General features: G+C 36.8%; 23 protein-coding genes. 12 read left to right on the top strand and 11 right to left on the bottom strand.

Annotation, left to right across the window (positions count from 1 at the left end):
- Positions 1–142: 142 nt before the first annotated feature.
- The 6 genes from LC814_RS05535 (at position 143) to LC814_RS05510 (ending at position 5,773) form a co-directional block, all read left to right on the top strand.
- Positions 143–1,054: a metal ABC transporter solute-binding protein, Zn/Mn family gene (locus LC814_RS05535; protein ID WP_226065570.1), complete on the top strand. Its 912-nt coding sequence runs from the start codon at positions 143–145 to the stop codon at positions 1,052–1,054.
- Positions 1,054–1,788: a metal ABC transporter ATP-binding protein gene (locus LC814_RS05530; RefSeq protein WP_226065568.1), complete on the top strand. Its 735-nt coding sequence runs from the start codon at positions 1,054–1,056 to the stop codon at positions 1,786–1,788. The genes LC814_RS05535 and LC814_RS05530 overlap by 1 nt, the downstream gene beginning before the upstream one ends.
- Before the next feature lies 1 nt (position 1,789).
- Entirely contained in the window at positions 1,790–2,914 is a 1,125-nt protein-coding gene (locus LC814_RS05525; RefSeq protein ID WP_226065567.1) for a metal ABC transporter permease, read from the top strand.
- Positions 2,907–4,067, top strand: a complete 1,161-nt coding sequence (locus tag LC814_RS05520; protein WP_226065564.1) for a metal ABC transporter permease — start codon at positions 2,907–2,909, stop codon at positions 4,065–4,067. Before LC814_RS05525 ends, LC814_RS05520 begins: the two co-directional genes overlap by 8 nt.
- 151 nt (positions 4,068–4,218) lie before the next feature.
- Positions 4,219–5,142, top strand: coding sequence for a mechanosensitive ion channel family protein (locus LC814_RS05515; protein WP_226065562.1), 924 nt, complete (start codon positions 4,219–4,221; stop codon positions 5,140–5,142).
- A gap of 184 nt (positions 5,143–5,326) precedes the next feature.
- Positions 5,327–5,773: a KTSC domain-containing protein gene (locus LC814_RS05510; protein WP_226065560.1), complete on the top strand. Its 447-nt coding sequence runs from the start codon at positions 5,327–5,329 to the stop codon at positions 5,771–5,773.
- Positions 5,774–5,916: 143 nt separating this feature from the next.
- On the opposite strand, the gene LC814_RS05505 is transcribed toward LC814_RS05510, so the two are convergent.
- The 3 genes from LC814_RS05505 to LC814_RS05495 all read right to left on the bottom strand — a co-directional run bounded on the left by LC814_RS05505 (position 5,917) and on the right by LC814_RS05495 (position 9,355).
- The gene (locus LC814_RS05505; RefSeq protein WP_226065558.1) at positions 5,917–7,371 is read right to left on the bottom strand and encodes an FAD-dependent oxidoreductase; all 1,455 of its coding nucleotides are present in this window, start codon (positions 7,369–7,371) and stop codon (positions 5,917–5,919) included.
- A gap of 272 nt (positions 7,372–7,643) precedes the next feature.
- On the bottom strand, positions 7,644–7,910 hold the full coding sequence (locus LC814_RS05500) for an HPF/RaiA family ribosome-associated protein (RefSeq protein ID WP_226065556.1): 267 nt from the start codon (positions 7,908–7,910) through the stop codon (positions 7,644–7,646).
- Positions 7,911–8,290: 380 nt separating this feature from the next.
- On the bottom strand, positions 8,291–9,355 hold the full coding sequence (locus LC814_RS05495; protein WP_226065554.1) for a Gfo/Idh/MocA family oxidoreductase: 1,065 nt from the start codon (positions 9,353–9,355) through the stop codon (positions 8,291–8,293).
- Between the two features lie 239 nt (positions 9,356–9,594).
- Here LC814_RS05495 and LC814_RS05490 point away from each other — a divergent pair, with 239 nt between their 5' ends.
- Positions 9,595–10,908, top strand: coding sequence for a M16 family metallopeptidase (locus LC814_RS05490; RefSeq protein ID WP_226065552.1), 1,314 nt, complete (start codon positions 9,595–9,597; stop codon positions 10,906–10,908).
- A 6-nt stretch (positions 10,909–10,914) separates the two neighbouring features.
- Positions 10,915–12,963 (top strand): M16 family metallopeptidase, encoded by a 2,049-nt coding sequence (locus LC814_RS05485; protein WP_226065550.1) that lies wholly within the window; start codon positions 10,915–10,917, stop codon positions 12,961–12,963.
- 143 nt (positions 12,964–13,106) lie between these two features.
- Here the strand turns inward: LC814_RS05485 and LC814_RS05480 are convergent, their stop codons facing one another.
- From LC814_RS05480 to LC814_RS05445, 8 genes are all read right to left on the bottom strand, one after another.
- Positions 13,107–13,574 carry a GNAT family N-acetyltransferase gene (locus LC814_RS05480; protein ID WP_226065548.1) on the bottom strand — a complete coding sequence of 156 codons (468 nt, stop codon included), beginning with the start codon at positions 13,572–13,574 and terminating at the stop codon, positions 13,107–13,109.
- 169 nt (positions 13,575–13,743) lie between these two features.
- Positions 13,744–14,196 (bottom strand): hypothetical protein, encoded by a 453-nt coding sequence (locus LC814_RS05475; protein ID WP_226065546.1) that lies wholly within the window; start codon positions 14,194–14,196, stop codon positions 13,744–13,746.
- A gap of 237 nt (positions 14,197–14,433) precedes the next feature.
- Positions 14,434–15,888 (bottom strand): sigma 54-interacting transcriptional regulator, encoded by a 1,455-nt coding sequence (locus LC814_RS05470; protein WP_226065544.1) that lies wholly within the window; start codon positions 15,886–15,888, stop codon positions 14,434–14,436.
- Positions 15,889–15,965: 77 nt separating this feature from the next.
- Positions 15,966–17,120, bottom strand: coding sequence for a vWA domain-containing protein (locus LC814_RS05465; RefSeq protein ID WP_226065542.1), 1,155 nt, complete (start codon positions 17,118–17,120; stop codon positions 15,966–15,968).
- Positions 17,121–17,407: 287 nt separating this feature from the next.
- Positions 17,408–17,983, bottom strand: a complete 576-nt coding sequence (locus LC814_RS05460) for a pentapeptide repeat-containing protein (protein WP_226065540.1) — start codon at positions 17,981–17,983, stop codon at positions 17,408–17,410.
- A 317-nt stretch (positions 17,984–18,300) separates the two neighbouring features.
- Positions 18,301–18,834 (bottom strand): hypothetical protein, encoded by a 534-nt coding sequence (locus LC814_RS05455; protein ID WP_226065538.1) that lies wholly within the window; start codon positions 18,832–18,834, stop codon positions 18,301–18,303.
- 131 nt (positions 18,835–18,965) lie between these two features.
- Complete coding sequence (locus LC814_RS05450; protein ID WP_226065536.1) at positions 18,966–20,528, bottom strand: Rne/Rng family ribonuclease; 1,563 nt, start codon at positions 20,526–20,528, stop codon at positions 18,966–18,968.
- A 396-nt stretch (positions 20,529–20,924) separates the two neighbouring features.
- A complete protein-coding gene (locus LC814_RS05445) occupies positions 20,925–21,215 on the bottom strand; it encodes an HU family DNA-binding protein (RefSeq protein WP_039346147.1) in 291 nt (96 codons plus the stop codon).
- A 46-nt stretch (positions 21,216–21,261) separates the two neighbouring features.
- Here LC814_RS05445 and mutY point away from each other — a divergent pair, with 46 nt between their 5' ends.
- The 4 genes from mutY to LC814_RS05425 all read left to right on the top strand — a co-directional run bounded on the left by mutY (position 21,262) and on the right by LC814_RS05425 (position 25,828).
- The gene (gene mutY / locus LC814_RS05440) at positions 21,262–22,299 is read left to right on the top strand and encodes an A/G-specific adenine glycosylase (protein WP_226065534.1); all 1,038 of its coding nucleotides are present in this window, start codon (positions 21,262–21,264) and stop codon (positions 22,297–22,299) included.
- A 76-nt stretch (positions 22,300–22,375) separates the two neighbouring features.
- Positions 22,376–22,930: a gliding motility lipoprotein GldD gene (gene gldD / locus LC814_RS05435; protein ID WP_226065532.1), complete on the top strand. Its 555-nt coding sequence runs from the start codon at positions 22,376–22,378 to the stop codon at positions 22,928–22,930.
- 18 nt (positions 22,931–22,948) lie between these two features.
- Positions 22,949–23,869: a PfkB family carbohydrate kinase gene (locus LC814_RS05430; protein WP_226065530.1), complete on the top strand. Its 921-nt coding sequence runs from the start codon at positions 22,949–22,951 to the stop codon at positions 23,867–23,869.
- A 129-nt stretch (positions 23,870–23,998) separates the two neighbouring features.
- Entirely contained in the window at positions 23,999–25,828 is a 1,830-nt protein-coding gene (locus tag LC814_RS05425; RefSeq protein ID WP_226065528.1) for a peptidylprolyl isomerase, read from the top strand.
- Positions 25,829–25,860 lie beyond the last annotated feature (32 nt).

The raw sequence follows: 25,860 nt of genomic DNA, 5'->3' as shown, positions 1-25,860 counted from the left end.
TAAAATTCCTGTAGTGATAGTAACTTTTGATTTTTTTCAGGAAAAATTATTTTGAATTTTTGACCGTCAATTTATTGTCTTTGATTATTTTATGAGTTGTAAGCCAGCTTTTTTTTATAACTTCGCTTCAAATGTTAGATTAATGAAACAATTTTTACTCATCGCCTTTTTAAGCTTCTTTCTTCTCGGTTGTAAAGATACCAGACCCAAAGACGGTAAATTCCATATCGTCACTACGACTTCCATGATTACGGATCTGGTTAAAAATATCGGTGGTGACAAAGTGGTGATAGAAGGTTTAATGGGCGCAGGTGTAGATCCACATCTCTATAAAGCCAGTGAAGGTGATGTTTCTAAATTATCCAATGCAAATATGATTTTATACAGCGGTCTTCATTTGGAAGGTAAACTGGTAGAAGTTTTTGAAAAGATGAAAAGACAAAAAATCAATACGGTAGCGGTGTCGGATGCTTTAGATAAAAAAGATTTAATTGGTTCCACGCTTTTTGCGTCGAATTACGATCCTCATATTTGGTTTGATGTTAATAATTGGAAGAAAATTACCGTTTTTGTCGAAAAACAACTTTCAGCTGCAATGCCGGAAAATAAAGAATTTTTTCAAAAGAATGCCAAGTTATATTTAGAAAAATTAGAAATTTCACAGCAGGAAATTGAAGCGGAAATCGCCACACTTCCCCAAGATCAACGTCGACTGGTTACGGCTCACGATGCTTTTAATTATTTTGGAAAAGCCTATAAATTTGATGTTGTTGGTTTGCAAGGATTATCTACCGCAACGGAAGCCGGCGTGCAAGATGTTCAGAAAACTGCCGCTTATATCATCGACCATAAAGTAAAAGCTGTTTTCATTGAAAGTTCTGTTCCGAGACGAACTGTGGAAGCTTTGCAGGCTGCGGTAAATTCTAAGAATCACGACGTGAAAATCGGGGGAACTTTGTTTTCTGATGCGTTAGGGAATCCTGGAACTCCAGAAGGTACTTATATCGGCATGTTTAAATTTAATGTTCACACCATCGTCAGCGCTTTAAAATAATGGAAAAAATAGCAGTTAAAGTAGATGATCTTACGGTCGCATATAATTACAAACCGGTTTTGTGGGATATTGATTTGCAGATTCCAGAAGGCGTGTTGATGGCGATTGTCGGACCAAATGGTGCTGGAAAATCAACATTGATTAAAGCTATTTTAGGAATTTTAAAACCCATCGCCGGAAGTGTAACCATTTTCGATCAACCTTACGATTCGCAAAGAAAAAAAGTAGCGTATGTTCCTCAAAAGGGAAGTGTCGACTGGGATTTCCCAACCACTGCCGTTGATGTCGTCATGATGGGAACCTACGGAAATTTAGGTTGGATTAAGCGACCGAGAGAAAAAGAAAAAAAACAAGCTTTGGAAGCCTTAGAAAAAGTGGGAATGCTTTCTTTTAAAGATCGACAGATCAGCCAGCTTTCTGGTGGCCAACAACAGCGTATATTTTTAGCGCGTGCCTTAGTTCAGGACGCAGAAATTTATTTTATGGATGAACCTTTTCAGGGAGTTGATGCCACAACTGAAGTAGCGATTATCAATATTTTAAAAGAACTTCGAAAAGCCAATAAAACGGTGGTGGTTGTCCATCACGATTTGCAAACCGTTCCCGAATATTTCGATTGGGTCACTTTTTTAAACGTTAAGAAAATTGCGACTGGTCCCGTGAAAGATATTTTTAATGATGATAATCTGACGAAGACCTACGGCATTAATTACAAAGTAAGTATTCAGAAATAAAATGGATATCGTAGAATACATCAAACTCGTTTTTAGCGATTATACTTTGCGAACCATCACTTTGGGCACCGCTGTTTTGGGCGGAGTTACTGGAATGTTGGGGAGTTTTGCCGTGTTGCGAAAACAAAGTTTACTGGGCGATGCTATTTCTCATGCTGCCTTGCCGGGAATTGCTATAGCCTTTCTAATTACCGGTTCCAAAGACACCAATGTTCTGTTAATTGGAGCCTTAATAAGTGGACTCATCGGCACTTTATGGATTCGTGGAATTACCACCAAAACCCATTTAAAATCTGATACTGCTTTAGGATTAATTCTTTCTGTGTTCTTTGGATTCGGAATGTTACTTTTGACTTTCATTCAGAAACAACCCAACGCCAATCAGGCGGGTTTAGATAAATATCTTTTCGGACAAGCCGCCACTTTGGTAGAAAGTGATGTGTGGTTAATGAGTATTGTCACCGGTTTATGTTTAATCGTTCTTTTACTTTTCTGGAAAGAATTTAAAATCCTACTTTTTGATAAAGATTACGCGCAAACTTTAGGCTTTAACACCAAGTTCATTGATCTTTTAATAACAAGTTTTATTGTCCTAGCCATTGTTCTTGGCTTACAGACGGTCGGCGTGGTTTTAATGAGCGCTATGCTTTTAGCACCTGCAGCTGCGGCCAGACAATGGACAAATAGTCTAGGATTAATGGTTTTTCTCGCCGCAATATTAGGAGCAAGTGCTGGAGTTTTTGGAACGGCCATCAGTTCTACTCAAAATAATTTATCAACCGGACCTGTGATTGTTTTAGTCGCTTCGGTTTTTGTTTTATTCTCCTTTATTTTTTCACCGACCCGCGGACTTTTATTCAAACAAATTAGATTGATCCAAAATAGAAACGATTTAGAATTTCAGAAAACATTGGCCTTTATGTATCATATTATTGAAGATCACGAAGACAGTTCGCATCCGCACGCAATTAAAATTTTGAATAATTTCCAAGGTTACAGCCGAAAAGGACTTCGACAGCTCGTCAATAAAAACTATGTGACGCTCCATGGAAACATGTGGAGTCTGACGCCAGCAGGCGTAAAAGCAGCTACCAATATGTATAATCAAAACCTGAAGGATGAGTAGTGCTCAATTAGAAATACAGATCATTGCCAGTTTGGTAGCGATTGCCTGCGCTATTCCGGGAACCTTCTTAGTCCTTCGGAAAATGGCGATGATCAGCGATGCGATCAGTCATTCTATTCTACCTGGATTGGTAATCGGGTTTTTTATCACGCAAGATTTAAATTCGCCTTTGCTCATTTTACTAGCCGCTTTAACGGGCGTGCTTACCGTGGTAATGGTGGAAAAAATTCAGCAAACCAAACTGGTCAAAGAAGATACAGCCATCGGATTGGTATTTCCGGCGCTCTTCAGTATTGGCGTTATTATGATTGCCAAATATGCCAATGATATACATTTGGATATCGATGCGGTGCTTTTGGGCGAATTGGCTTTTACTCCTTTTGACCGTATTTATTATGACGGATTTGATCTTGGCCCTAAATCAATGTGGGTAATCGGGATTATATTGCTGATAACAATTACGCTTTTACTGGCTTTTTATAAAGAGTTAAAAATCAGCACTTTTGATGCGGGACTGGCGACTTCACTGGGCTTCTCTCCAGCGATCATTCATTATGGTTTAATGAGTGTGGCGTCGGTTACAACTGTTGGAGCCTTCGATGCCGTAGGTGCAATTCTGGTAGTGGCATTGATGATTGCTCCCGCAGCCTCTGCTTATTTGCTGACGACAAATCTCACGAAAATGATTCTGCTGGCTTGCTTCTTTGGCGTCTTCAGCGCTGTTGCAGGTTATTGGGCTGCCAATTATCTAGATGCTTCTATTGCCGGAAGTATTGCTACCATGTTGGGCGTTGTGTTTTTAATAGTGTATTTATTTGCGCCAAGCAAAGGTTTATTCGCGGTACTTTATCGAGAAAAGCAACAACGAATCGAAGTCTCCTTAATCACTTTTATTCTGCATCTTAAAAATCATCACGAAGTGAAAGAGCGACACGTTCACCATCTTAATGAACACATCAACTGGCAAAAAATACGCAGTAAAACCGTCTTGAATTTAGGATTGAAAAATAATCTCTTCACCATCCAACATGGTATCGTTTCGTTAACTGAAAAGGGAAATGAATTCACCACGAGAGCGATTGATTATATCATTACCAACGAAGATTCGCAAATTGAGGATATGAAAGATGATTTCTTTTTGTTCAGAGGTTAGCGGCTATTTTCTATTTTTTTTAAAAACCTTTCAGTGATTAATTTCAGCAAAGGTTTACGACGGGGGTATTTTTTTAATATCTTTTTTTAACTTTAAAGTTTATATTAAAGAATTCTTTTTCCTTTCGACTTTAAATTTGAACACCTTTTCTATGGACAAGCACAATAATAAAAAATGGATTATCATTTATAGTTCCATCGCCGTGGCTTTAATTGCAATCTATTATCTCGTGAATTTGCCGATTTTCAATTCTTGGGGTCATTATATTCCTTTTATTAGAAAGTTGAGTATCAGTTTATTTCTAATATCCATCATTTACCTCATCAGTAAATTCATCGATAAACTGATCTACAGTCAAAACCATCTGGAAGGCGACCGGTATAATCTGTTGCGAATCGTACGTTTTCTTGCCCTCGTTTTCAGTCTTATTGTGGCGGCATCTTTTCTTTTTCAAAATTTAATGGCCGCCGCCGTAAGTTTCGGTTTGATTTCTTTGGTTTTAGGTTTTGCTTTGCAGGCACCCATTTCCTCCTTTATCGCGTGGATTTATTTGATTTTGCGCCGTTCTTATTTGGTAGGCGATCGAATTCAGATCAAAGGGTTTCGTGGCGATGTCATTGAAATTAATTACTTAGACACTTCTATTTTAGAATGTAGCGGAGACTATCTTGGCAATGACCGACGAAGTGGTAGAACTGTTCGTTTTCCAAACAGTTTAATTTTGCGCGAAGAAATCATTAATTATTCCGGTCCGCAAGTTCCTTTTATCTGGAATGAAACGGCGATTCAGGTTGCATACACGAGTGATTTACAATTTGTAGAAGATTGTCTGCTAGAAGCTGCACGACAGGATTTTAATGAAAGATATCCGAGAATTGATATGCGAAAGCACCGACAATGGGAACCAGCTGTTTATTTTAGGAATAATGTTTACGCCTGGATGGAAGCCGTGGTTTCTTATCCAGTAGAACCGACCGATACGACTGGTCGCCGAACTCGAATTTTAAAATACGCTTTACCAAAGCTGAATGAATCTCCTAACCAGGTTAAATTCCCCGAAGGCGCTGTTCGGTAAAACTGCATCGTGCTTCAGTTGAGCAATTCTTACAACACTGATCGTCTTTGGCAATATTCTGTGTGAAGTCCTACTGTCGGCGATTAGATAAATTTTGTGATGAATTTGAGGAAGTTGAAGCTTTTTAATATTCCTATTAAATATAAAAAGCCTAATTTTGCACCCGCAAAAATAAATTCAGTACATGAAAAAAATTGGAGAGCACAGAAAGCTTCTTGGAGTAGATAAAACCGCCACCTTAAAAGATTTAAAAACAATTTACCGGAATACGATGAAAGATTCTCATCCAGATAAATTTGTAAACGACGAAGCTGCGAAACTCGACGCTGAAGAAAAAAGCAAGTCGGTGATTGAAGCCTACCACTTTTTGGTAAGCATCAACCCAGAGACGCAGGAAAAGTACAAAGAAGAATATACCGAAACGATATCAAAATCAAATATTCAGGATTTCTATTTAGAAAAATCGATATTGAAAGTTCAGCATTTGAATGGAAAAATGTTCGAATACATTGGTGTTCCTAGAAATGCCTACATCAAAATGGTAAATTCAGATTCGCCGAGCCGTTTTGCACGAAGACACATTTACGGAAATTACACCTACAGAAAAGCAGGTGAAGCAATGGCGGATTAATTTTCTGTTATTTTATAAAATATAGATGCACAATTTCGAAAGGGATTGTGCTTTTTTTGTTCGTTTTTGTTCTGAATTTTACTGTTAGAATATAGATTGCTAAAAAGAAGGTACAAAAAAGTAGCAGCAAATAAAGTCGAAATTCAGACTTCGTTCCTCTTCAAAACCCTTCCTCTCGGTTCATCACCTTCATAAATAGCTATTTCAGAATGGAGAAATTTTGCGGCGGCGGCAGAATCCTCGACTTTCGATTTGCTGCGTTCTAACATTTCATTTTCAAAATCAGTTAAAACACTTTCTCTAATTCCACTTTCTTTCCATTGAGATAATGGTTTGCATTTTTTAAAAATTTCACGGGCTAAAGAAAGGGCATCCAGCAAAGCTTGATTCGCGCCCTGACCTTTAAATGGACTCATCGGATGTGCGGCATCGCCGATCAAGGTTGCAGCCCCAGCATTTTTTAATAATTCTGAAGTGAGCAGAGCGCGATCATAAACTGGATAACCGGAAATCTGAGCTTCCTGAGTAGCTGCTAAAATCTGGGGAACTGGAACGTGCCATTGTGTTCTGCGAATTGCTTCTTCTTTCAGCGCTTTACTTCCTTTTGCGCTCAATTCTTTGGCTTCCTTTTCTGACATAGGAAAACTCAATTGCCACATTACCGAGTCGGAATCAAAAGGCATGATGTAGATTCGCTCCTTGCCGTTGGCTGTTTGAAATACGGTAGCGGAATCTAATAAATCACTCTCAATATTTTGCAACGCAGATAGAGGGCAAATTCCCAAAATCACGATGCAATCCAGATAACGCAATGGAGAGATTTCCTCGTCAATCAGCAAGTTCCGGACAGCACTGCGAATTCCATCCGCGCCAACAATAAGATCTGCTTTGGTGGTTTTTATTTTCCCGTCGACTTGAAAGTTGAGCTCAATTCCATTGCCTTTATTTTCTTTAAAATCGAGGAGTTGATATCCCCATTTGACCGCTTTATTTCCGCCGAGTTGTTCCAGTAGTGCCAGGCGCAGAGATTGTCTCGCTATATGAATATTGGTTTTTTTTGGAGAAGTTTTCTGTTCGGTTTCAGTTTCCAACCATTTCCGCATTCCCCATTCGCCGACCACTTTCCCGTCGGTCGTGTGAACTAAATGTCGCGTAGAAACTACGCCTTTTTCCAGCTTTAAAATTCCAAATCCTTCGATGGCTTTGCTCGCCTGTTGCAACGTTAGTCCATATCCTTGCGAGCGTTCATCAAAACTTTGATCACGTTCATAAAGTGTAAAAGGGATTCCGCGATGGAGACAAGCGACTGCCAAAGCAACGCCGCCAATTCCGCCGCCAATAATGGCAACGTTTGGATAATTATCAGGATCTGGAATCGGCGGGTGTTCCAAAGGAATTATTCCAGCGCCAGAACAAGTTGGACAAGTATAAAGTTGAGCTTCGGGACGAACTGGAGGAGTTCCTTTGCCATTTGCCTTTTCGAATTTTTCCAGTTCCTCTTGGTAGCGAAGTCTCAGACTTTTTTTAATTCTGCGCTTTTTTTTGCCAAGACTCTGACAGTCTGGGCAGAAAGTCCAATTGTTTTGTTCCTTTTTCATCAACTTTTAGGCGGTTGTCGAAGTTTGAGTTTGTAATCTATTTTGTGGGTGTTTTCTCATACTTTCGAACAGGTGACAAAGATACCAAAGAGAATTATTAGATAAAAATGTTTTCGTTAATTTATAAATAATACGTTTTATGAGAAATTTTAGTCAAAAGCAGACCGAAAATTACATGATTTATAAAAAAACATACATCTCCAGAAACTGAAAGGCAAAAAAATAAAGACGCTTGAGAAAACGTCTTTATAATGAGCAATAGTAAGTTCTTCTTAATAGCTGCGTAATTTTCCCATGGTCGTATCCAGGGAGGTTTTCAACTTGGTAGAAGCGTCACTCAGCGCCTGATCAATCGAATTTCCTTGACCTGTTACGGCTATAGGTTTCATTCCGCGCAAGCGGGCTTCGAGCACACATTTTTTATCATTTTCACCTTCTTTGTGGCTATTTTCATCGCTAATTTTCACTTCCAGGCGGGATAGATGCTCGGCAAAACGTTCGAAGTTTGCTTCTAAATCTGCTGTTAGATGCGTTCTCATCTATGCACTTGCAGTAATATTGTTGTCGGTGTTGATTAAGATTTCCATATTTTTTTAACGTTTAAAGTGTTTATTTATACTTTCAATTAAAGATATGAAATACGGCGTTATTTTGAAAAATTGAGCTGTGGTTTAACATCAGATTAACATTAAAGTGCGTTTCATTTAACAATTTCATAACTTTTTTGTAGGTTATATTGTCCAGCGGTTTACCACAATACTTTTTAATTCCCAAGCCGAGACGCGGAATGAATGGAATACTTTTTTTAATGATTGCTGAAGGAAGTCAAAACCACTGATAAAAAAGTGAGCGTGGAGGAAGGAAAAAGGTGCCCAAATATTACATATCTTTCTCGTGAAACCTTTCCTCAAAAGCCTACTTAATGATGAGATAGGGCAATCGTTTTGTTTTCTTTCGAGCTTTCCAACGCAGCTTCAATAATTCTCATATTCTGAATAATTTCTTCTCCTGACGAAGGTAACGGATATCCGAAAGCGATATGTTCGTAAATCTCCTGATAGTAGGTCATATAATTGCCGGGTTCGCTCAACGTTAAACTTCTTTTGGTGTCGGAATTTTCTGTTCTATAATTTAGAATTCCGTCGGGTTCATTTAACGGTTTTGTCCAATCTTCATTGAATGTGGGAATTGCGCCAGCAACCAATTCTTTTTCCTGATCATCGCTTCTTTCCTGTAAAAAACTTCCTTTGTCGCCGTGAATTATATAGGCGTAATGCGCTTCCTTGCTGAAAACCGAGGATTTTAATCGGACGCGCAGACCATCTTGATAGTAAAGGATGATTTCAAAATAGTCATTGGCGAATTCAGGACCTTTCATTGAAGTTACATCAGCGAAAATTTTCTCGGGGAAACCAAAAAGTTGCGTTGCCTGATCAATCAGATGTGATCCCAAATCGTGCAAGGCGCCAGAACCCTTTAATTGTGGATTTTCTTTATGTTCTTTTGCGCTCGGTTCAGTACGAAAACGGTCGAAACGAATTTCAACTTCTTTTATATTTCCTAATTTTTCACTTTTTAAAATTTTCTGAACTTGAAGATAATCACGATCAAATCGGCGGTTTTGATAGACGCTGAGGAAGCGCTTTTTTTCTTTTGCTAACGTTACGAGTTCCACAGCTTCGGTAACATTTACGGTAAATGGTTTTTCGACAATAACATTTTTGCCGGCTTCCAGTGCTTTTTTTACGTATTCAAAATGTGTTTGAACGGGTGTGTTCACAACAACTAATTCGATATCAGCATGTTGAAGCATTTCTTCTACCGATCTGTAAATATCGGTTTCGGGATAGTAGGATTTAGATTCTTCTTTGGTTCGTTCTACGATCGCTGCCATAAAAAATCCCGGATGTTCTTTTAAAAATGGTGCGTGGAATACTCTTCCACTCATTCCAAAGGCGCAAAGTCCCACTTTTATCAATTGCATTTCTAAAATTTTAACAAATGTAGAAAAGCTTTTTTAAATAGTAAAAATGCATTTTCATTATTTCCGCAACTTCTAATCAACAAAAAGATACGTGTGTTAATCAATTGACCTTACGCTGATGATTTTGAACTATTTTATTAATATCAATAATAATTAAGACGATGACGATAATAATTTATATGATTATGTAACTTTTATAGAGAATTTGCTACTTATTGAAAATAATATAATTCAACATTATGATAAAAAAATCTTTTTCAGCTTTTGGCCTCCTTCTTTTGGGAGTTTTGTCACAGGCTCAGGAAATTAAATTTGAAGAATATGATTTGCCAAACGGTATGCATGTTATTCTGCATCAGGACAATAAGGCGCCTGTTGTTACCACTGCTGTGATGTATCACGTAGGTGCAAAAGATGAAATCGCAAACCGTACTGGGTTTGCACACTTCTTCGAACATTTGCTTTTCGAAGGAACACCGAACATCAAACGTGGTGAATGGATGAAAATTGTGGGTGCCAACGGCGGTACAAACAATGCCAACACGACAGACGACCGTACGTATTATTACGAAACTTTCCCTTCCAATAATCTTCAGCTTGGATTGTGGATGGAATCAGAACGTTTGAGACATCCTGTCATCAATCAAATTGGAGTTGATACTCAAAATGAAGTGGTGAAAGAAGAGAAAAGAATGCGTGTTGATAATCAGCCTTACGGGAATATTATGAAAGCCATTAAAACCGGACTTTTTAAAAAACACCCTTATAAAAACACGACCATTGGTGAAATGGAAGATTTAGATTCTGCAAAATTGGAAGAATTTTTAACTTTCTTTAAAAAATATTACGTTCCAAATAACGCAACTTTAGTTGTAGCGGGAGATTTTAAAAAGGAGGAAACAAAGAAATTAATTGATACTTATTTTGCAAGCATCCCTAAAGGAGCGCCAATTGTAAGAAACTTACCACAGGAAGATCCGATTACAAAAGAAACGGTAATGACTTTTACTGATCCTAATATTCAGTTGCCAGCTTACCTTTACACCTATAGAACGCCGAGTGATAAAACACGTGATTCTAAAGTTTTGGATATGATTTCTTCGTATTTAAGTAACGGTAAATCATCTGTGCTTTACAAGAAACTGGTTGATCAAGATAAAAAAGCGCTTCAGGTGCAGGCGATCAATTTAGGTGAAGAAGATTATAGTGTGTTTGCATTTTTTGCGATTCCATTAGGAACGACGACTGAAGCTACGTTAAGATCAGATATCGATGCTGAGATAAAAAAATTACAGACTACTTTAATCAGTGAAGAAGATTTCCAAAAATTGCAAAACCAGTTTGAAAATCAGTTTGTAAATGCGAACTCCAGTATTCAGGGAATTGCAAGTTCTTTGGCGACCTATCACGTTTTACAGGGCGATGCCAATTTAATTAATAAAGAAATTGAAATCTACCGAAACATTACCCGTGAAGATATTCGCGACGTTGCAAAGAAATATCTGAACAGCAACCAAAGAGTTATTATTAATTATTTACCAGAAAAAAAATAATCGAAGATGAAAAAATCATTATATAGTATTGCCGCCGTATTTTTTATTTCTGGCTTTATGAGTGCACAGGTTATCGACCTTAACCAAATGCCAAAACCAGGACCTACGCCGACTGTAAATATTGCAACGCCCCAAACCTTTAAACTGAAAAATGGTTTAACTGTTATGGTGGTAGAAGATCACAAATTACCGCGTGTAAGTACTACTTTAACCTTTGATCGTCCGCCGATGGTGGAAGGAAGCAAAGCAGGTGTAAGTAGTATGATGGCCGATCTTTTGGGCGGTGGAACTTCGAAAATATCGAAAGACGAGTTTAACAAAAAAATAGATTTCCTGGGAGCTAGCATTAATTATGGAGGAAATGGCGCGAGCGCAAGTACACTTTCAAAATATTACCCAGAAATTTTAACCCTTTTTGCTGCTGGAGCTACCGATGCAAAATTCTCGAATGAAGAATTAAGTAAATCAAAAGAAAGAGGAATTGCAGGTTTAAAATCAAGTGAACTAAGCGCCGAAGTAATCGGAAGACGTGTTTTCAATGTTTTAACTTATGGCAAAAATTCTGCTTTAGGTGAGTATGAAACTGAGCAAACTTTAAATGCCATTAATTTGGCTGATGTTCAGGATTATTACAAAAAATCTTACGCACCGAACAACGCATACCTTGTTGTTATCGGGGATGTGAAGTACAACGAGGTGAAGAAAATGGTTGAAAATGCGTTTGAAGGTTGGAAAAAATCAGATTACAAATATCCTTCTTTACCGAAGTTTACCAATGTTGCCAAAACTGAAATCGATGTGGTGGATGTTCCAACGGCAGCACAGTCTGTAATTAAATTAGGAGATCTTCATAATTTAAAAATGAAAGATCCACAGTATTTTGCAGCGACTACAGCCAATTATATTTTAGGAGGCGGAAGTTTGGAAACGCGAGTGAACATGAACCTTCGGGAGAAAAACGGGTTTACTTATGGAGCTTATACTGCCTTAGACACATCGAAATACGATTCTAATTTTGGCGGAACTGCGAATGTTCGTGGTGAAGTAACCGACAAAGCGATCAAAGAATTCATGACGGAAATTAAAGGCATCAAAACCATTAAACCGGAAGAATTGAAGAATGCAAAAGAGAAGTTAAAAGGTACATTTATCATGTCCTTAGAAAGACCGGAAACGGTTGCGCGTTTTGCCTTAAATTTAATTACGCAGGATTTACCAAAAGATTTCTACACCAATTATCTGAAATCGGTTGATGGATTGACGATTGATCAAGTTCAAAAAGCATCTGATTATTTTATTAAGCCGAACAATATGAGAATATTTGTGGCAGGCAAATCGAGTCAGTTTGCGGATCAGCTGGATGGTTTAGGTTATCCGGTAAAATATTTTGACACCTACGGAAATCCGGTTGCAAAACCAGAAGTGAAGAAGGTTGATGCCAATGTAACTGTTGCAAGTATTGGAGATAAGTACATTGCTGCTATCGGCGGTAAAGACAAAGTTTCTAAAATTAACTCTATTACTTCTGTTGCGACCACAAAAATGCAGGGAATGGAATTGGGTATCAAAAATACACAAGCTCTTGGTGGAAAAGTAAATATGGAAGTTTCCATGATGGGTAATGTAGTGCAGAAAATGACGTATGACGGAAACAAAGGTTCAATGTCCGCACAGGGAAATAAGATGGATATGCCCGCAGAAATGCAGGCAGCCTATGCCAAAGAGAAAAGTCTTTTCCCGGAATTAACTTTTGGAACTTCTAAAGATTACACGTTGGGAGGTATCGAAAAAATTGACGGTGCTGATGCGTACGCAGTCAAAACAGCTGATGCTACTTACTACTATGACGTGAAAACGGGCTTAAAAGTAGGTGAAGTGAAGAAGCAGAAAATGCAGGGGAAAGAAATTGAAACCCCAACGTACTATTCCAATTACAAAGAAGTTGACGGTGTGAAATTACCGTTTACCATCAAAGTAAATCAAATGGGACAAGACATGCAGTTGGATGTTCAGTCGTATGAATTAAACAACGCGACAGAAGCGGATTTTAAATAATTTCTGTTTTAAATAATTGATAAACGGCACCGAAAGGTGCCGTTTTTTTTTGGAAGTTGAGTCAAAATTTTGATTTGGGCTTGATCCTTCTTTTCCCAAAATAACGTATAATATTCAAATAAAATCAGAAGATTTTAATTTGACTAAAGTTGCTTTTCCATTTTAATATCTGCTCTTTCATACAATCCTTTTTCCAGGGCTATTTCCCTGAAGCCGTATTTAAGATAAAGGTGAATGGCAGATTTTAATTGCGTATTTGAGTATAAAATAAGCGTTTTAATTTGTTTTTCTTTGGCAAAATTTAAACAGTGTTCCAGTAAAATTGTCCCGATTTTGTGTCCTTGTGCGTTTGCTGACACGGCCATTTTCCCTAATTCGAAAACAGTTTCATCTTTCTTCAGAAGAGAACAGGTCCCAACGATAACATCATTTAGTTTTGCATAAAAAATAAATCCGCCTCTGTCAATAATTTCTTCTTTTGGATTTGAAAGAGAACGGATGTCACTTTCTTCAACTCGGAAATATTTTTCCAGCCATTCATAATTGAGGGTTTTTATGGGTTCTTCCAAACCTTCCGAAAAATTGATTATTTCAATTTTATTTTGCGTCATCTTTTTCAGATTTTAAGTTGAGCTTATTGAAGACAAATATATCTAAAACCCTTAATTTATCGCAATTGTCGCTTATTGCTTTTGGGATTAAAGATTTCTAAATTTCTTAAAAGTACATTTTCTGATCACCAGTAGAATTTGTGCGAAAAGTTGTTCTATTTATCCAATCTCAACTGCCACAGAATAAATAAAATTTAGGAATATTACCGTCACTTTCAAGACTTCCCAAACCCTCAAAAAAGAGATCATCACCAAGTTCTTTGGGTTTTAACTGTTGATCGAGCTTATACATTAATTCTAAAGCAGAGAAATTCTTTCCATTTTCAGCGTGGAGACGAGCCTGAATGTCAGCTTGAAATAAACCAAATTCACTGGTTCTTTCATCATCAAAAAAATCCTCGTCTTCTAAAAGAATTTCGTTTTCAGCCAAACCATTAACATCGATCCAGGCTACGAAAACGATATCCACGCTCGGATGTTCAATCACGATTTCAGTTGGATTCCAGGATGATTTTTCTTGCTTGATTTCCTTTTGGTATTCTGAAATATCGGCATTGAATTCATTTTGCAAATCGTATCCTTTTTCGGTAAAGCTCCAGGTTATATTGCTGAGTAAGTCCATTTCTTTCTGTTTTACACGGATTTAAAAAGAAGATTTTTTTTGATAATAAGCTCCTTTAAAAATTAAATTTAAACTTCAAAATTACCTCATTTTTATTGAGTACAAAGTAGGATAATTTTCCGCAATTATATTAAAAAAACCTCTCTTATAATATTTAAGAGAGGTTAAATTAATAAAATTCAAAGTTGAAAAAAAAACTTTAAATTAATTGAAATTCTTTAATCTGAAAATCTGTTTTTAATTGCTGTAATATTTACCAATTCCCGCAGAATCAAAGGTAAAAGCATTTTCACTTTCCGACTTGTCTAATTTCTTACTGATGGTTAATGCCCACAAAATGAGTTCTTTGCAAAAGTCCTGATCATCGTCGTCCAATTGTTCCGCATATTCGGCTACGATGTCGTGAAGCGGAGTAATGCTGTTCAGTTTGGTATGGAATTCTTCGTCAGAATCAGCGTAATTGAGTTGAACTGATTTTTTGTTAAACCAATTAATTAAATCGGTGTATGGCGTTTTAATACCTTCTTTTTCTAACTTCGGAACGCGCGGGAATATCATTTCAAACTGGGTCATGACTGCTTTGTCGATTAACAACTTCGCAACGTGATCCGCACCTTCCTGCTCGCCTTCATAAACGAGTTCAATTTTTCCGGTAATGGATGGAATAATGGACATAAAATCGACCAGTCGAACTGAAGTTTTTGTCGCATCTGATTCAATCAATCTTAATTTTGCTGCGGCGATTAAGTTTTCCATGGCGCTAATGGTGAGTCGCGCGCTTACGCCACTTTTTGCATCTACATATTCACTATCTCGCGCTGCAAACGCAACTTCTTCTAATAAATCTTTTGCCAAACTTGGGACTTGAATTTGCGATTGATCCTCGGAAGAAATCATGGCTTCCTGTTCCGTAATCTGACGCGCCAGTGCAATTGTTTTTGGATAATGGGTAAAAATTTGAGATCCAATTCTATCTTTCAAAGGAGTTACTATACTTCCTCGGTTCGTATAATCTTCTGGATTTGCCGTAAACACAAACTGAATATCCAGTGGCATTCTCAACTGAAAACCACGGATTTGAATATCACCTTCCTGCAAAATATTAAACAAAGAAACCTGAATTCTCGCCTGTAAATCGGGCAATTCATTCAATACGAAAATACAGCGGTTTGCTCGTGGAATCATTCCGTAATGCAAAACGCGTTCATCGGAATAGGGCAATTTTAAAGTTGCTGCTTTAATCGGATCGATGTCACCAATTAAATCGGCTACATTCACATCGGGAGTTGCCAGTTTTTCAAAGAAACGGTTAGAACGGTGAACCCAGGAAATCATAGTTTCATCGGCGTGTTCCTCAATAAGATCTCTTGCGTATTTTGAGATTGGAATAAAAGGACTGTCGTTAATTTCAGAACCTTTCACAATCGGCATATATTCATCCAGCAAACTCACCATACTTCGTGCAATCTTTGTTTTTGCCTGTCCGCGTAAACCTAAGAGATTGATGTGATGTCCTGCTAATATTGCTTTTTTCAATTGCGGAACAACCGTATCTTCATAACCCCAAAGACCTTCGAAAACAGGTTCTTTTGCCTTTATTTTTGCAATTAAATTTGCCTGAATTTCCTGGTTAATGGTTTTATGTTGGTAACCGGAATCTTTTAATTCTTTAAATGTAATATCTGTTTTCATATTCTTTTTAGTTGTACGATGTCAAATGTAAAAATGTACGAAGTAATTTACCTGGTATATTATACTTTGTACAATCGTTAAATTCTTTTTATTCTGTTTTTCTCGTAATCTTCAAAAATCATTTGGCCCAATCCGGAAAGTCCTGTTAGAAATGCTTTTCCTTTGTTAAGTGCGGTAAAAGCTTCCACAAATTTCCGTAAATAAGGATCTTGTGCAATCATAAAAGTGGTGATTGGAATTTTCAATTTTCGGGCTTGTGCAGCTTTTGTCAAACATTGGGAAACTATCATTTCATCCAAACCATTGCTGTTCATGTAAAATTCCCCCGTTGGCAAGGTGATGCAACTCGGTTTTCCATCTGTAATCATGAAAATCTGCTTGTTTGTATTTCGCTTTCTACGCAAAATATCCATCGCCAATTCTAAACCTGCAACCGTATTTGTGTGGTAAGGTCCGACTTGTAAATAGGGAAGGTCTTTCACTTTTATGGGCCACGCTTCGTTTCCAAAAACAATAATGTCAATGGAGTCTTTTGGGTATTTTCGATTGATGAGTTCCACCAAAGCCATGGCCACTTTTTTCGCGGGCGTGATCCGATCTTCGCCGTATAAAATCATGGAGTGGCTGATGTCAATCATCAAAACCGTACTCATTTGCGCTTTGTGTTTTGTTTCCTCAACGATGAGGTCGTCTTCGGTTAAGCGTAAATCTGAGATTCCATTATTAATCTGAGCATTTTTTAAACTTTCGGTCATGTTGATGGTTGATAGATCATCACCATATTGAAAGTTTCGATTTTCACCGTCGCGTTCATCACCAACGCCAACTTTTTTGGTATTGTGATTTCCGATGCCGCTTTTTTTCAGTTTCCCAAAAATTTGGTCTAAAGCAAATTCCCGCAAAGCAGCTTCTAGTTTAGCGGTTAAAATATTTTTACCTTTCCCAGTTCCAGCATTTCCGTCTTTTGGATCTATTTCTTCTTTGATGTAGCCTCTTTTCTTAAGGTCTTCTTCAAAATTCTCCAAGGTATATTCATCGGTGAAAATGTCATATTCTTTATCCAGCATTTCCAGCCATTCAAAGGCTTCTTCAATGTCACCCGAAGTATGGGTGAGAAGATCTTTAAAAACATCGAAAACCCGATCAAAATGAGAAATTTCTTCTGGGGTGTGTTTGCTAAACGTGAAACCCTTTCCAAAATTTAAATCACTATTTTTCCTCTTATCCATCATTTCTCACTTTCTGTTAGTATCTGTAAAATACGAAATGTATTACAATATAGTTTTAAAGGATGTGAAATTATTTCACAACATTATCGTTCATTTACGCAAGGCATGAAATGTCTGTTTTGCAAATCCGTTCCATAGCAACAAATATAAGTCCAAGAAAATGACCTGCCGATTCCTTTTTCAAATCATGTTGAAAGGGAAAAACAATGAAGATTTATGAACTTCATAGAGCAAGAAATAAATTAGTGCTTTTAGATTAAAGTTGAATGTAGAAAGAATTGTAATTCTACTTATTCCTCAATCTTAATTTGATATTTGTAGAGTAGGCCAGAAATTCCTGATAAGGAAAACTTAGCGCCTTTGATGCGGTTATTTTCCGGATCGATAGAATAATTTTGAGCCGTCCGAAAATCGGCTTTTTCGAGAACAGTTTGGTAAAAGTTAGATAACGATAAATCACAATCTGCGAAGGTTGCGAAACTTAAATCAGCTTCGGAAAAATAGATTTCACGCAGTTGACACTCTTTAAAAACTGTTTTTCTTATTTTAAGCTGGAAAAAAGAGGAGTGATTCAACTGACATTGCGCGAAAGTAAAAGCAAGACCGAAATCATTGCAATTTTCAAACTGAAGTCCCAGCATTTTGCATTCTTTAAATTTAACATCCCGAAAAACCGTTCCATGTAATTGGGCTAAACTCAAATTACAATCTACAAATTCACACTCATTAAATTTAAAGTCAGACAAATTATAATCGCTAAGATCACAGTTTCGGAAAATACAGTTTTCATATTCGCCTTTTGGTAATTGATTTAAAGTAAAGTCTATTTTGTCAAAAGTTTGGTCGATGAAAAAAGAATCGGACATGCGTTAATTGTAAATCTGAAAATTAATAAAAACCTAAATTACTGAAAATTTAATGTAAAAAAGATTTCTTAAGAAATATTAATTTTTTGATCTAAATTATTTCATTTCCTCCTCATCGAAATTATCATAATAGGTGAAGTCTTTCGTTATAAGGCCACTTTCCAAAGTGAAAATAGTGCAGATGGCGAGTTCAAACTGGGTTTCATCAAGCGCAGTTCGTAGAGTTCATGGTTTTTTCGGTTTTAGGATTACACGAAATTAATGCAAAAGTTAACGCCACAAGTACTCGGAAAATATTGCGCATTCTTTTGAAATTATTAAAAATCTTTTATAATTTCATTTTTTGATATTGTCAAAGACGATATTCTGTTCTCTTTATCCAAAGTCCAAACATTAATAATCATTTCTGTATTGAATTCCTCTTCGTTGGGTTTGATCATTTCAATTTCTCTGATGCTTTTTGTAGCGATCCGGAAATCATTATTTACCAAGAGAAAACCATCCACATATATTTTAGTTTTTGGATCTGTGCCAAAGAAAGTTCGAATTTGATTTTGGGTTTTCGACTCAAGTTGAGCAACATCTGCAGTACAGACGATTAATCCATATTGACTTAAATTAGGATATTTTGCGGAATATTGATCCGCTTCGTTCGACTTGGATTTCATGACATCCATTTTCTTTATTTTACTGCTTGGGATTGAATTTAATAATTCCCAATTGGCGATGATAATTTCATTAATAATAACCGTCGGTTTATCTTTTTTCGAATAGATTAACTTGTCGAATTTTTGGCTCATCAAAGCCGTAAAAGAAAAAAGAAGAATTACTACAGAGATTTTGATTTTCATAATGAATGTTTTTTGTGTTTTGAATTTTAAATATAAAACTATTTTCCGAATTGTCTTCTACGGATTTAAACCACAAAAAAACTTCCGATAATTTTCGGAAGTTGTATATTTTAGTGCGATTTTTAGTAGTCTTAATTAGAATAGCTCATCAATTCTTCTTTTTTAGAATTTACCATTTTGTATTCTAAATATTTAAAAGAATCTCTTGGGATAATTGTTACCCATTTTTTATATTTCAAAAACCATCTCACCTGAATGCTGATTAAACCTTTGGTCAGATAAGCTTCTACAAAAGGGTGAACATGCAGAAAAAGTTTGCCTTTCTCGGTCTGAATCAGATTACGAATCACTTCTTCCATTCTTTCTACCACCACAATTGGCGCCAGAATTTCCCCATCGATGTTTGGATTGTCTTCTTTGGTTTTAATCTGTTTTTCCGGTCGCGTTCGCTGTCTCGTCAATTGAATAAGTCCGAATTTACTTGGCGGTAAAATTTTGTGACGTGCTTTATCACGTTGCATTTCTTCTTTAAAATGTTCGTATAAATCTCTACGGTGATCCGCGCTGATCATATCGATGAAGTCGACGACGATAATTCCTCCCATATCGCGCAAACGAAGCTGACGTGCAATTTCCGTTGCTGCCATTTTGTTTACGTTTAAAGCGTGTTCTTTACTGCCAGCACCAGCGCCGGAAGATAGGTTGTTTCCGGAGTTTACATCGATGACGTGAAGTGCTTCCGTATGTTCGATCACAAGATAAGCACCTTTTGAACTTGGAATGTTTACGTGTTTGCCAAAACTTTGTTTCAGTTGTTTTTCTACGTTATAATATTCCATTAAAGGAATTGGTTTGTCGTAGAACTGAACGATATTTTTACGTTCGGGTGCGATTACTTCCAGGTAATTGCGCATATCGTCAACCATCTGTTTATCATCACAGTAAATATTAACGAAATCTGCATTGAAGTTATCGCGCAAGATCGAAGAGGCTTTATCTTCTTCGCTCAATACTTTGCTGGGAACTTTGTTTTTCTGAAGATTTTTAAAAGCAGTTTCCCATTTCTGAATCAGCTGATTCATGTCGTTGTGAAGTTCTGCTACTTTCTTTCCTTCTGCTACCGTACGGATGATTACGCCAAAACCTTCTGGTTTAATGCTTTCAATAAGAGTACGAAGCCGTTCTTTTTCTTCACCATTTCCAATCTTCTTCGAAATAGAAACACTTTTATCAAAGGGAATTAAAACCAAAAAACGTCCCGTGAGGGAAATTTGGGTAGAAATTCTGGGACCTTTTGTAGAAATAGGTTCTTTGGTAATTTGAAGAATAACGCTGTCATCTTTTGCTAAAACTTTCTCAATGAGACCGTTCTTATGAATTTCCTTTTGAATTTCGAAATTCTTCAATGAGGAGTTTTGCTGTTTGTTGGTGACGGTATCCTGAAGAAATTTTTTATACGTCAGAAACTGAGGACCCAAATCCTGATAGTGAAGAAATGCATCCTTTTCGTAACCAATAGAGACGAAAGCCGCATTTAAATTGGGCGCGAGTTTTTTTACTTTACCGATAAATAAATCGCCAACAACAAAATCTCTTTTGTCTTCCTGTTCGTGAAGTTCAAAGAGACGGCCGTCTTCGAGTAGGGCAATTTTTGATTGCGCATCTTCATGTGATATTATCAGTTCTTTCTTCATTCTTTTAGTAAGGGATTAAAATAATTGAGTGTGGTTTACATTTCGATAATTCAAAATACAATGACTCAATTTTTTTAATGGTTTGTGTTTTTTGTTTTTGGGGTAAGGAAAGACGAAATCCTTCGTAAAAATACTAAATATTCGCCGTTTACCGCTGGATAAAAACAAAAATATAGTCGGTGAAATTTATACGTATAAAAACACCAACTATATTATTATATTGTTAATCGCAAAGAGATTATTTTTTCTTGTGTCTGTTTGCTCTTCTTCTTTTCTTTCTTTTGTGGGTCGCAACCTTATGTCTCTTTCTTTTCTTTCCGCTTGGCATAATTTAAATTTTTTGGTTTGTAACGTATATTTCTTTTGTTAATTGTTTTATAACTATTTACTGCTTGACTATTTTACTGCAACTTTGGTTTTTACTTTCTCTACAAACGTTTTTGACGGTTTGAAAGCCGGAATATTGTGTGCAGGAATTTCTATTGCTGTGTTCTTAGAAATGTTTCTTCCCGTCTTTGCAGCTCTGGTTTTTATAATGAATGATCCAAAACCTCTTAAGTAAACATTGTCTCCATTGTACATTGATGTTCTGATCTCCTGCATAAAAGCTTCTATAACCTTCTGTGTTTCATTCTTTTCAGTTCCCAATTTATTTGAGATGGTATTCACCAATTCTGCCTTTGTCATTCCTTTATTTATTTATATTTTTGGTGTGCAAATATAACAAGAATTTTTGAAAACAAAAAAACAAAATGCTGATTTTCTTCATGTTGGTAGGAAACTGCTCGATTGGTATCAAATCCACGGACGCGATTTACCCTTCCGAAAAACCAATGATCCTTACAAGATCTGGATTTGTGAAATTATTTTCCAGCAAACCCGTATTGAACAGGGCTTAAATCATTACAATCTATTTATCGAAAGATTTCCGGATGTTCAAACTTTAGCTGAAGCCTCCACAGATGATGTTTTATTATATTGGAAAGGACTTGGTTATTATTCCAGAGCTTTAAATTTACACAAAGCATCTCTGCAAATTATTAATGATTTTAAAGGGGTTTTCCCCCAGGAATATGAAGATATACTAACCTTAAAAGGAGTTGGCAAATATACGGCGGCTGCAATTTCCAGTATTTGTTTTGGAAAAAGTATTCCCGCCGTCGATGGCAATTTTTACCGTGTTTTATCGCGCATCTTTGCCGATAATTTTGATGTTTCAAATAGTAAAGCATTTGGGTATTTCTCCGACCTCGCGAGGCAAATAATGCCCGAAAATGAAGCCGGACATTTCAATGAAGCCATTATGGATTTGGGATCGGCGATCTGTAAACCCAAAAATCCAGTGTGCGAAAGTTGTCCTTTAAATAATGATTGTCTCGCCTTCGAATTCGGGCGAGTACAAGATTTTCCCGTAAAAACGAAGAAGACGAAGCCGACCGATTTAAAATTAAAGTATTCTTTTGTAGAATTTAAAGGTTCCTTTTTAATTCGACAGCGCAAAGAAGATTTCATCTGGAAGAAACTCTACGATTTTCCGATGGAAGTTCCAGCCGACTGGAGCGATTATTTGGTGAACCAAAAAACGGTTTTGCATAAACTTACGCATAAGAATCTGACGATTCAGTTTGATCATATTCAACTCCCTTCAAGGACAATGCTAATGAATTTTGCGCAGAAAGAAGGATATATTATCATTAATGAAGAAGAGGCGAAACAGAAATCCTTTCCCAAACCCTTAGAAACCTATTTGAGTTCGGTTTGTGAGAACTAATTATCATTAATTATTTTCTGTGAAACACTCCTTATATTGATACTTAAAATTTAAAAGTAATTCGTATTTTTGCGCAATGTTTAAAAAACTCATTTTAACTTTTTTAGGATTCGTTTTGATTTCTTGTGCAGAAGACACAAAACCAAAACCTACGGGTGAACTTCGGTTAGAGTATCCAGAAGCGAAATATCAGCGGTTTATATCACCTTGCAATTTCTCGTTTGACTATTCGGAATTTGCGAAAGTAAAAGAGGCAAAAAATCCCTGCTGGTATTATATAGAATATCCTGCAATGAAAGCGAAAGTATTCATCACGTACTTTCCCATTAAAAATGATTTTGATCGTCATGTGCAGGAATCAGAGAAAATGGTGTACGAACATACCATCAAAGCCAGTGCGATTGATACCAAATCTTTCAGTTATCCGGAACGTAATGTGTACGGAAATTTTTATGAGCTTAAAGGTCCAACCGCAAGCAATCTCCAATTTTTTGTGACCGATTCTACGCGGCATTATGTCACCGCCAATTTGTATTTTAATTCCCGACCGAAACCAGATTCTTTGGGTCCGGCGGTAGATTATATTAAAAAAGACTTACTTCACTTGATCGATACATTCGAGTGGAAATAAATTAGAAAAAAAATAAATATGAAATTATTAGTTGTAGGTTCAGTTGCGTTCGATGCTATCGAAACTCCTTTTGGAAAAACTGATAAAATTTTGGGTGGTGCGGCTACCTATATCAGTTTAGCTTCCACTATATTGAAAGTTAAATCTGGTATTGTTTCCGTAGTTGGTGGCGATTTTCCCCAAAGTGACTTAGACATGTTTGAAGAAAGAGGAATTAATATAGAAGGTATTGAAGTCGTAAAAGATGGTAAAACATTTTTTTGGAGCGGTAAATATCACAACGATTTAAATTCCCGTGATACGTTGGTGACTGAAGTAAACGTGCTGGAAAACTTTGATCCGAAAATTCCAGATTCGATGCAAGATTCAGAGATTTTAGTTCTTGGCAATCTTCATCCTGGCGTTCAGCTTTCTGTCTTAGAAAAAATGACTTCCCGACCGAAACTGGTCATTTTAGATACCATGAATTTCTGGATGGATACTGCGTGGGATCTCTTGGTTAAAATCATTGGTAAAACGGATGTTATTACCATTAATGATGAAGAAGCGCGCCAATTATCCGGAGAATATTCTCTTGTAAAAGCAGCTAAAAAAATTCATAAAATGGGACCTCGTTTTGTGATCATTAAAAAAGGAGAACACGGTGCCTTGCTTTTCCATGACGATATGATTTTCGCTATACCAGCTTTACCGTTAGAAGAAGTTTATGATCCAACTGGCGCGGGAGACACTTTCGCCGGAGGTTTTGCAGCATATTTGGCTAAGAAAGAAGATTTCAGTTTTGAAACTATGAAGTCTGCTTTAATCGTAGGTTCTGCAATGGCTTCTTTCACTGTGGAAAAATTCGGAACGCAAAAGCTACAGGAAGTTGCAGAAGGCGAGATGATCGCGAGAATTAAAAATTTCAAAGAATTAACAACATTTGAAGTTGAAGTTTAACCTTAGACCTAAACAGTAATCTTTAAGGAGTCTGAAATTTTGACAGGTTTTAAAATTGAATACTCCACCAATCTCACGATCTTTTAGCGTAATGCTTTTGATTTTAAGAAAATAATGAAAGTAAAAAAAATGAATAAAATTTTTGGCGTTATCGCCATGTTCGGCCTTGTGAGCACCATGTCTGCGCAGTATATGATCATTGGGAATGACAGCATTTCCCTGAATCAGTTTAAAACGGAATACAAATACGGCCTGGAAAATGCGGGGATCGAAAAGACAATTGCGACCACCCAAAATTTCTATTTATTTCAGCAATTTGCGGCCGATAAAAAGGCAGATACTTTGTCTGATTTTCGGGAGAAAATGGCGGAAAAAGAAACTGAATTGCGCAGTAAATATTTCTTTCCGGCTCAAGTGATCGATCCGATTTTAAACGGTTATGTTAAAGATAATCAGACGGAGAAAGAAGTTCAGGTCTTTATTCTGGAAAAGAAAGCAGGTGATACCAACAATTACGAGCAGGTTTATAAAGATGTGAAAGCTGGTAAAATCACTATGGAAGAAGCCATTACCAAATACACAAAAGGAAGTGGTAAACCCATTTACATCAAACCTGGAAGTCTGGATAATTTGATGTACAACGAGGTGAAAACTGCGGCGAATAATACGTACACTCAATTTTTTAATACGCCCTCTTATATCGGTTTTGCGAAAGTGGTGAATTCACGGCCAAGTCTTGGTTACATGATTTTCGGTACCATTTCTTTTCCGAAGAATGAAAATTCTGCAGCACTTCAACAAAAGATATACGCCGATTTAAAAGCCGGAAAATCCTTTCAGGAAGTGGCTAAATTGTATGGTGCAAACGAGCACGAAAAACAAAACGGAGGCGTGGTGATGGGTTCGCCGACCTTGCCCAACGAGGTTTATGACCTTTTCAAAGGACAAAAGGCCGGTTATTATACTCCAGAACCTTTGCTTTTCGGAGAGAATTATTTTATTTTCAATATTTACAGTGTAGATCCTTATGTGCTGAACGATAAGAACCGTGCTTTTTTACTTCGGGAAATGAACAGCTCGCTGTATGCAGAAATTCTACAGGATAAAATGACGGAATATCTGAAAACAGATCAAACGTACAAGGAGTTCCCCGCTTTCCAACAGATTAAGAAATCGTTTGCTAATTTTTCTGCAGCAAAAGATGCGGATTTATTGTACCAATATAAAGGTCAGAAAGTTACCGTTGGAGATTTAAGAAAAATGATGGGCGATAAGAAAGCCGAAGCTGCAAAACTTGCACCTGCTGCCTGGACGGAAGCCATCAACAATGTAAACTCCCAGGATCTGATGCGAATTTACAGCCAAAATTTTACCACTTTAAGAGAAGTAAATAAAGAGTTAACCGAATTTAAAAGAGGACTTTATTCCGATTTTATTTTATCTAAATATCTGAAAGATGAAATTGCGAAGCATCCAGAATGGCTAACTGAATATTTCAACCAAAATAAAAGCAAATTTATGTGGGGTGAAAGAGCTGATGGTCGCGTGGCAATTATTGCAGATCCGAAATTAGAGAAGGAAATCGCAAAAGAAATTAAAAATATAAAAGGTTGGGAAGCGCTGAAAGCAAAATATGCCGGAAAGCTGAATGATAAGAAACAGGTTTTAGTAGCTTTCGAAACAGGAGAAATGGCGAAGGAAGCAGAAGTTTTTACGAAATACAAAGTTCCTTTTAAACCAGGCGTTCACAAAGCAGATTTGGGCGCAAGATCTTTGGTTATTGTCATTGATAAAATTTTGCCACCGGAACAAATGACGCAGGAAGAAGCCCTGGATGAGGTAAGAGATGCAGTAAACGAGCAGAAAATGAATGAGATCATCGCCGAGCAGAAAGCCAAAACGAAAATCATTGTTCAACCTGAATTTATCACGGGTTTAGAGAAGAACTTTAAGAAATAATTATAATAAAAAATGCAGATTATTTCGATTAG

It is taken from the genome of Kaistella polysaccharea (genome assembly GCF_020410745.1).
Lineage (GTDB): Bacteria > Bacteroidota > Bacteroidia > Flavobacteriales > Weeksellaceae > Kaistella > Kaistella polysaccharea.
The sequence above is the reverse complement of the archived record's forward strand: the minus strand, read 5'-3'. Positions and strand labels throughout refer to the sequence as shown.

Excerpts from the sequence above, each read along its gene's own strand:
- LC814_RS05500 (WP_226065556.1), bottom strand. The coding sequence starts at position 7,910 with ATGAGAACGCATCTAACAGCAGATTTAGAAGCAAACTTCGAACGTTTT.
- gldD (WP_226065532.1), top strand. The coding sequence starts at position 22,376 with ATGTTTAAAAAACTCATTTTAACTTTTTTAGGATTCGTTTTGATTTCT.
- LC814_RS05510 (WP_226065560.1), top strand. The coding sequence starts at position 5,327 with ATGAAAAAAATTGGAGAGCACAGAAAGCTTCTTGGAGTAGATAAAACC.
- LC814_RS05515 (WP_226065562.1), top strand. The coding sequence starts at position 4,219 with ATGGACAAGCACAATAATAAAAAATGGATTATCATTTATAGTTCCATC.
- LC814_RS05525 (WP_226065567.1), top strand. The coding sequence starts at position 1,790 with ATGGATATCGTAGAATACATCAAACTCGTTTTTAGCGATTATACTTTG.
- LC814_RS05450 (WP_226065536.1), bottom strand. The coding sequence starts at position 20,528 with ATGAAGAAAGAACTGATAATATCACATGAAGATGCGCAATCAAAAATT.
- LC814_RS05505 (WP_226065558.1), bottom strand. The coding sequence starts at position 7,371 with ATGAAAAAGGAACAAAACAATTGGACTTTCTGCCCAGACTGTCAGAGT.
- LC814_RS05470 (WP_226065544.1), bottom strand. The coding sequence starts at position 15,888 with ATGAAAACAGATATTACATTTAAAGAATTAAAAGATTCCGGTTACCAA.
- LC814_RS05535 (WP_226065570.1), top strand. The coding sequence starts at position 143 with ATGAAACAATTTTTACTCATCGCCTTTTTAAGCTTCTTTCTTCTCGGT.
- LC814_RS05520 (WP_226065564.1), top strand. The coding sequence starts at position 2,907 with ATGAGTAGTGCTCAATTAGAAATACAGATCATTGCCAGTTTGGTAGCG.
- LC814_RS05490 (WP_226065552.1), top strand. The coding sequence starts at position 9,595 with ATGATAAAAAAATCTTTTTCAGCTTTTGGCCTCCTTCTTTTGGGAGTT.
- LC814_RS05455 (WP_226065538.1), bottom strand. The coding sequence starts at position 18,834 with ATGAAAATCAAAATCTCTGTAGTAATTCTTCTTTTTTCTTTTACGGCT.
- LC814_RS05445 (WP_039346147.1), bottom strand. The coding sequence starts at position 21,215 with ATGACAAAGGCAGAATTGGTGAATACCATCTCAAATAAATTGGGAACT.
- LC814_RS05465 (WP_226065542.1), bottom strand. The coding sequence starts at position 17,120 with ATGATGGATAAGAGGAAAAATAGTGATTTAAATTTTGGAAAGGGTTTC.
- LC814_RS05460 (WP_226065540.1), bottom strand. The coding sequence starts at position 17,983 with ATGTCCGATTCTTTTTTCATCGACCAAACTTTTGACAAAATAGACTTT.
- LC814_RS05425 (WP_226065528.1), top strand. The coding sequence starts at position 23,999 with ATGAATAAAATTTTTGGCGTTATCGCCATGTTCGGCCTTGTGAGCACC.
- LC814_RS05475 (WP_226065546.1), bottom strand. The coding sequence starts at position 14,196 with ATGGACTTACTCAGCAATATAACCTGGAGCTTTACCGAAAAAGGATAC.
- LC814_RS05480 (WP_226065548.1), bottom strand. The coding sequence starts at position 13,574 with ATGACGCAAAATAAAATTGAAATAATCAATTTTTCGGAAGGTTTGGAA.
- LC814_RS05495 (WP_226065554.1), bottom strand. The coding sequence starts at position 9,355 with ATGCAATTGATAAAAGTGGGACTTTGCGCCTTTGGAATGAGTGGAAGA.
- LC814_RS05430 (WP_226065530.1), top strand. The coding sequence starts at position 22,949 with ATGAAATTATTAGTTGTAGGTTCAGTTGCGTTCGATGCTATCGAAACT.
- LC814_RS05485 (WP_226065550.1), top strand. The coding sequence starts at position 10,915 with ATGAAAAAATCATTATATAGTATTGCCGCCGTATTTTTTATTTCTGGC.
- LC814_RS05530 (WP_226065568.1), top strand. The coding sequence starts at position 1,054 with ATGGAAAAAATAGCAGTTAAAGTAGATGATCTTACGGTCGCATATAAT.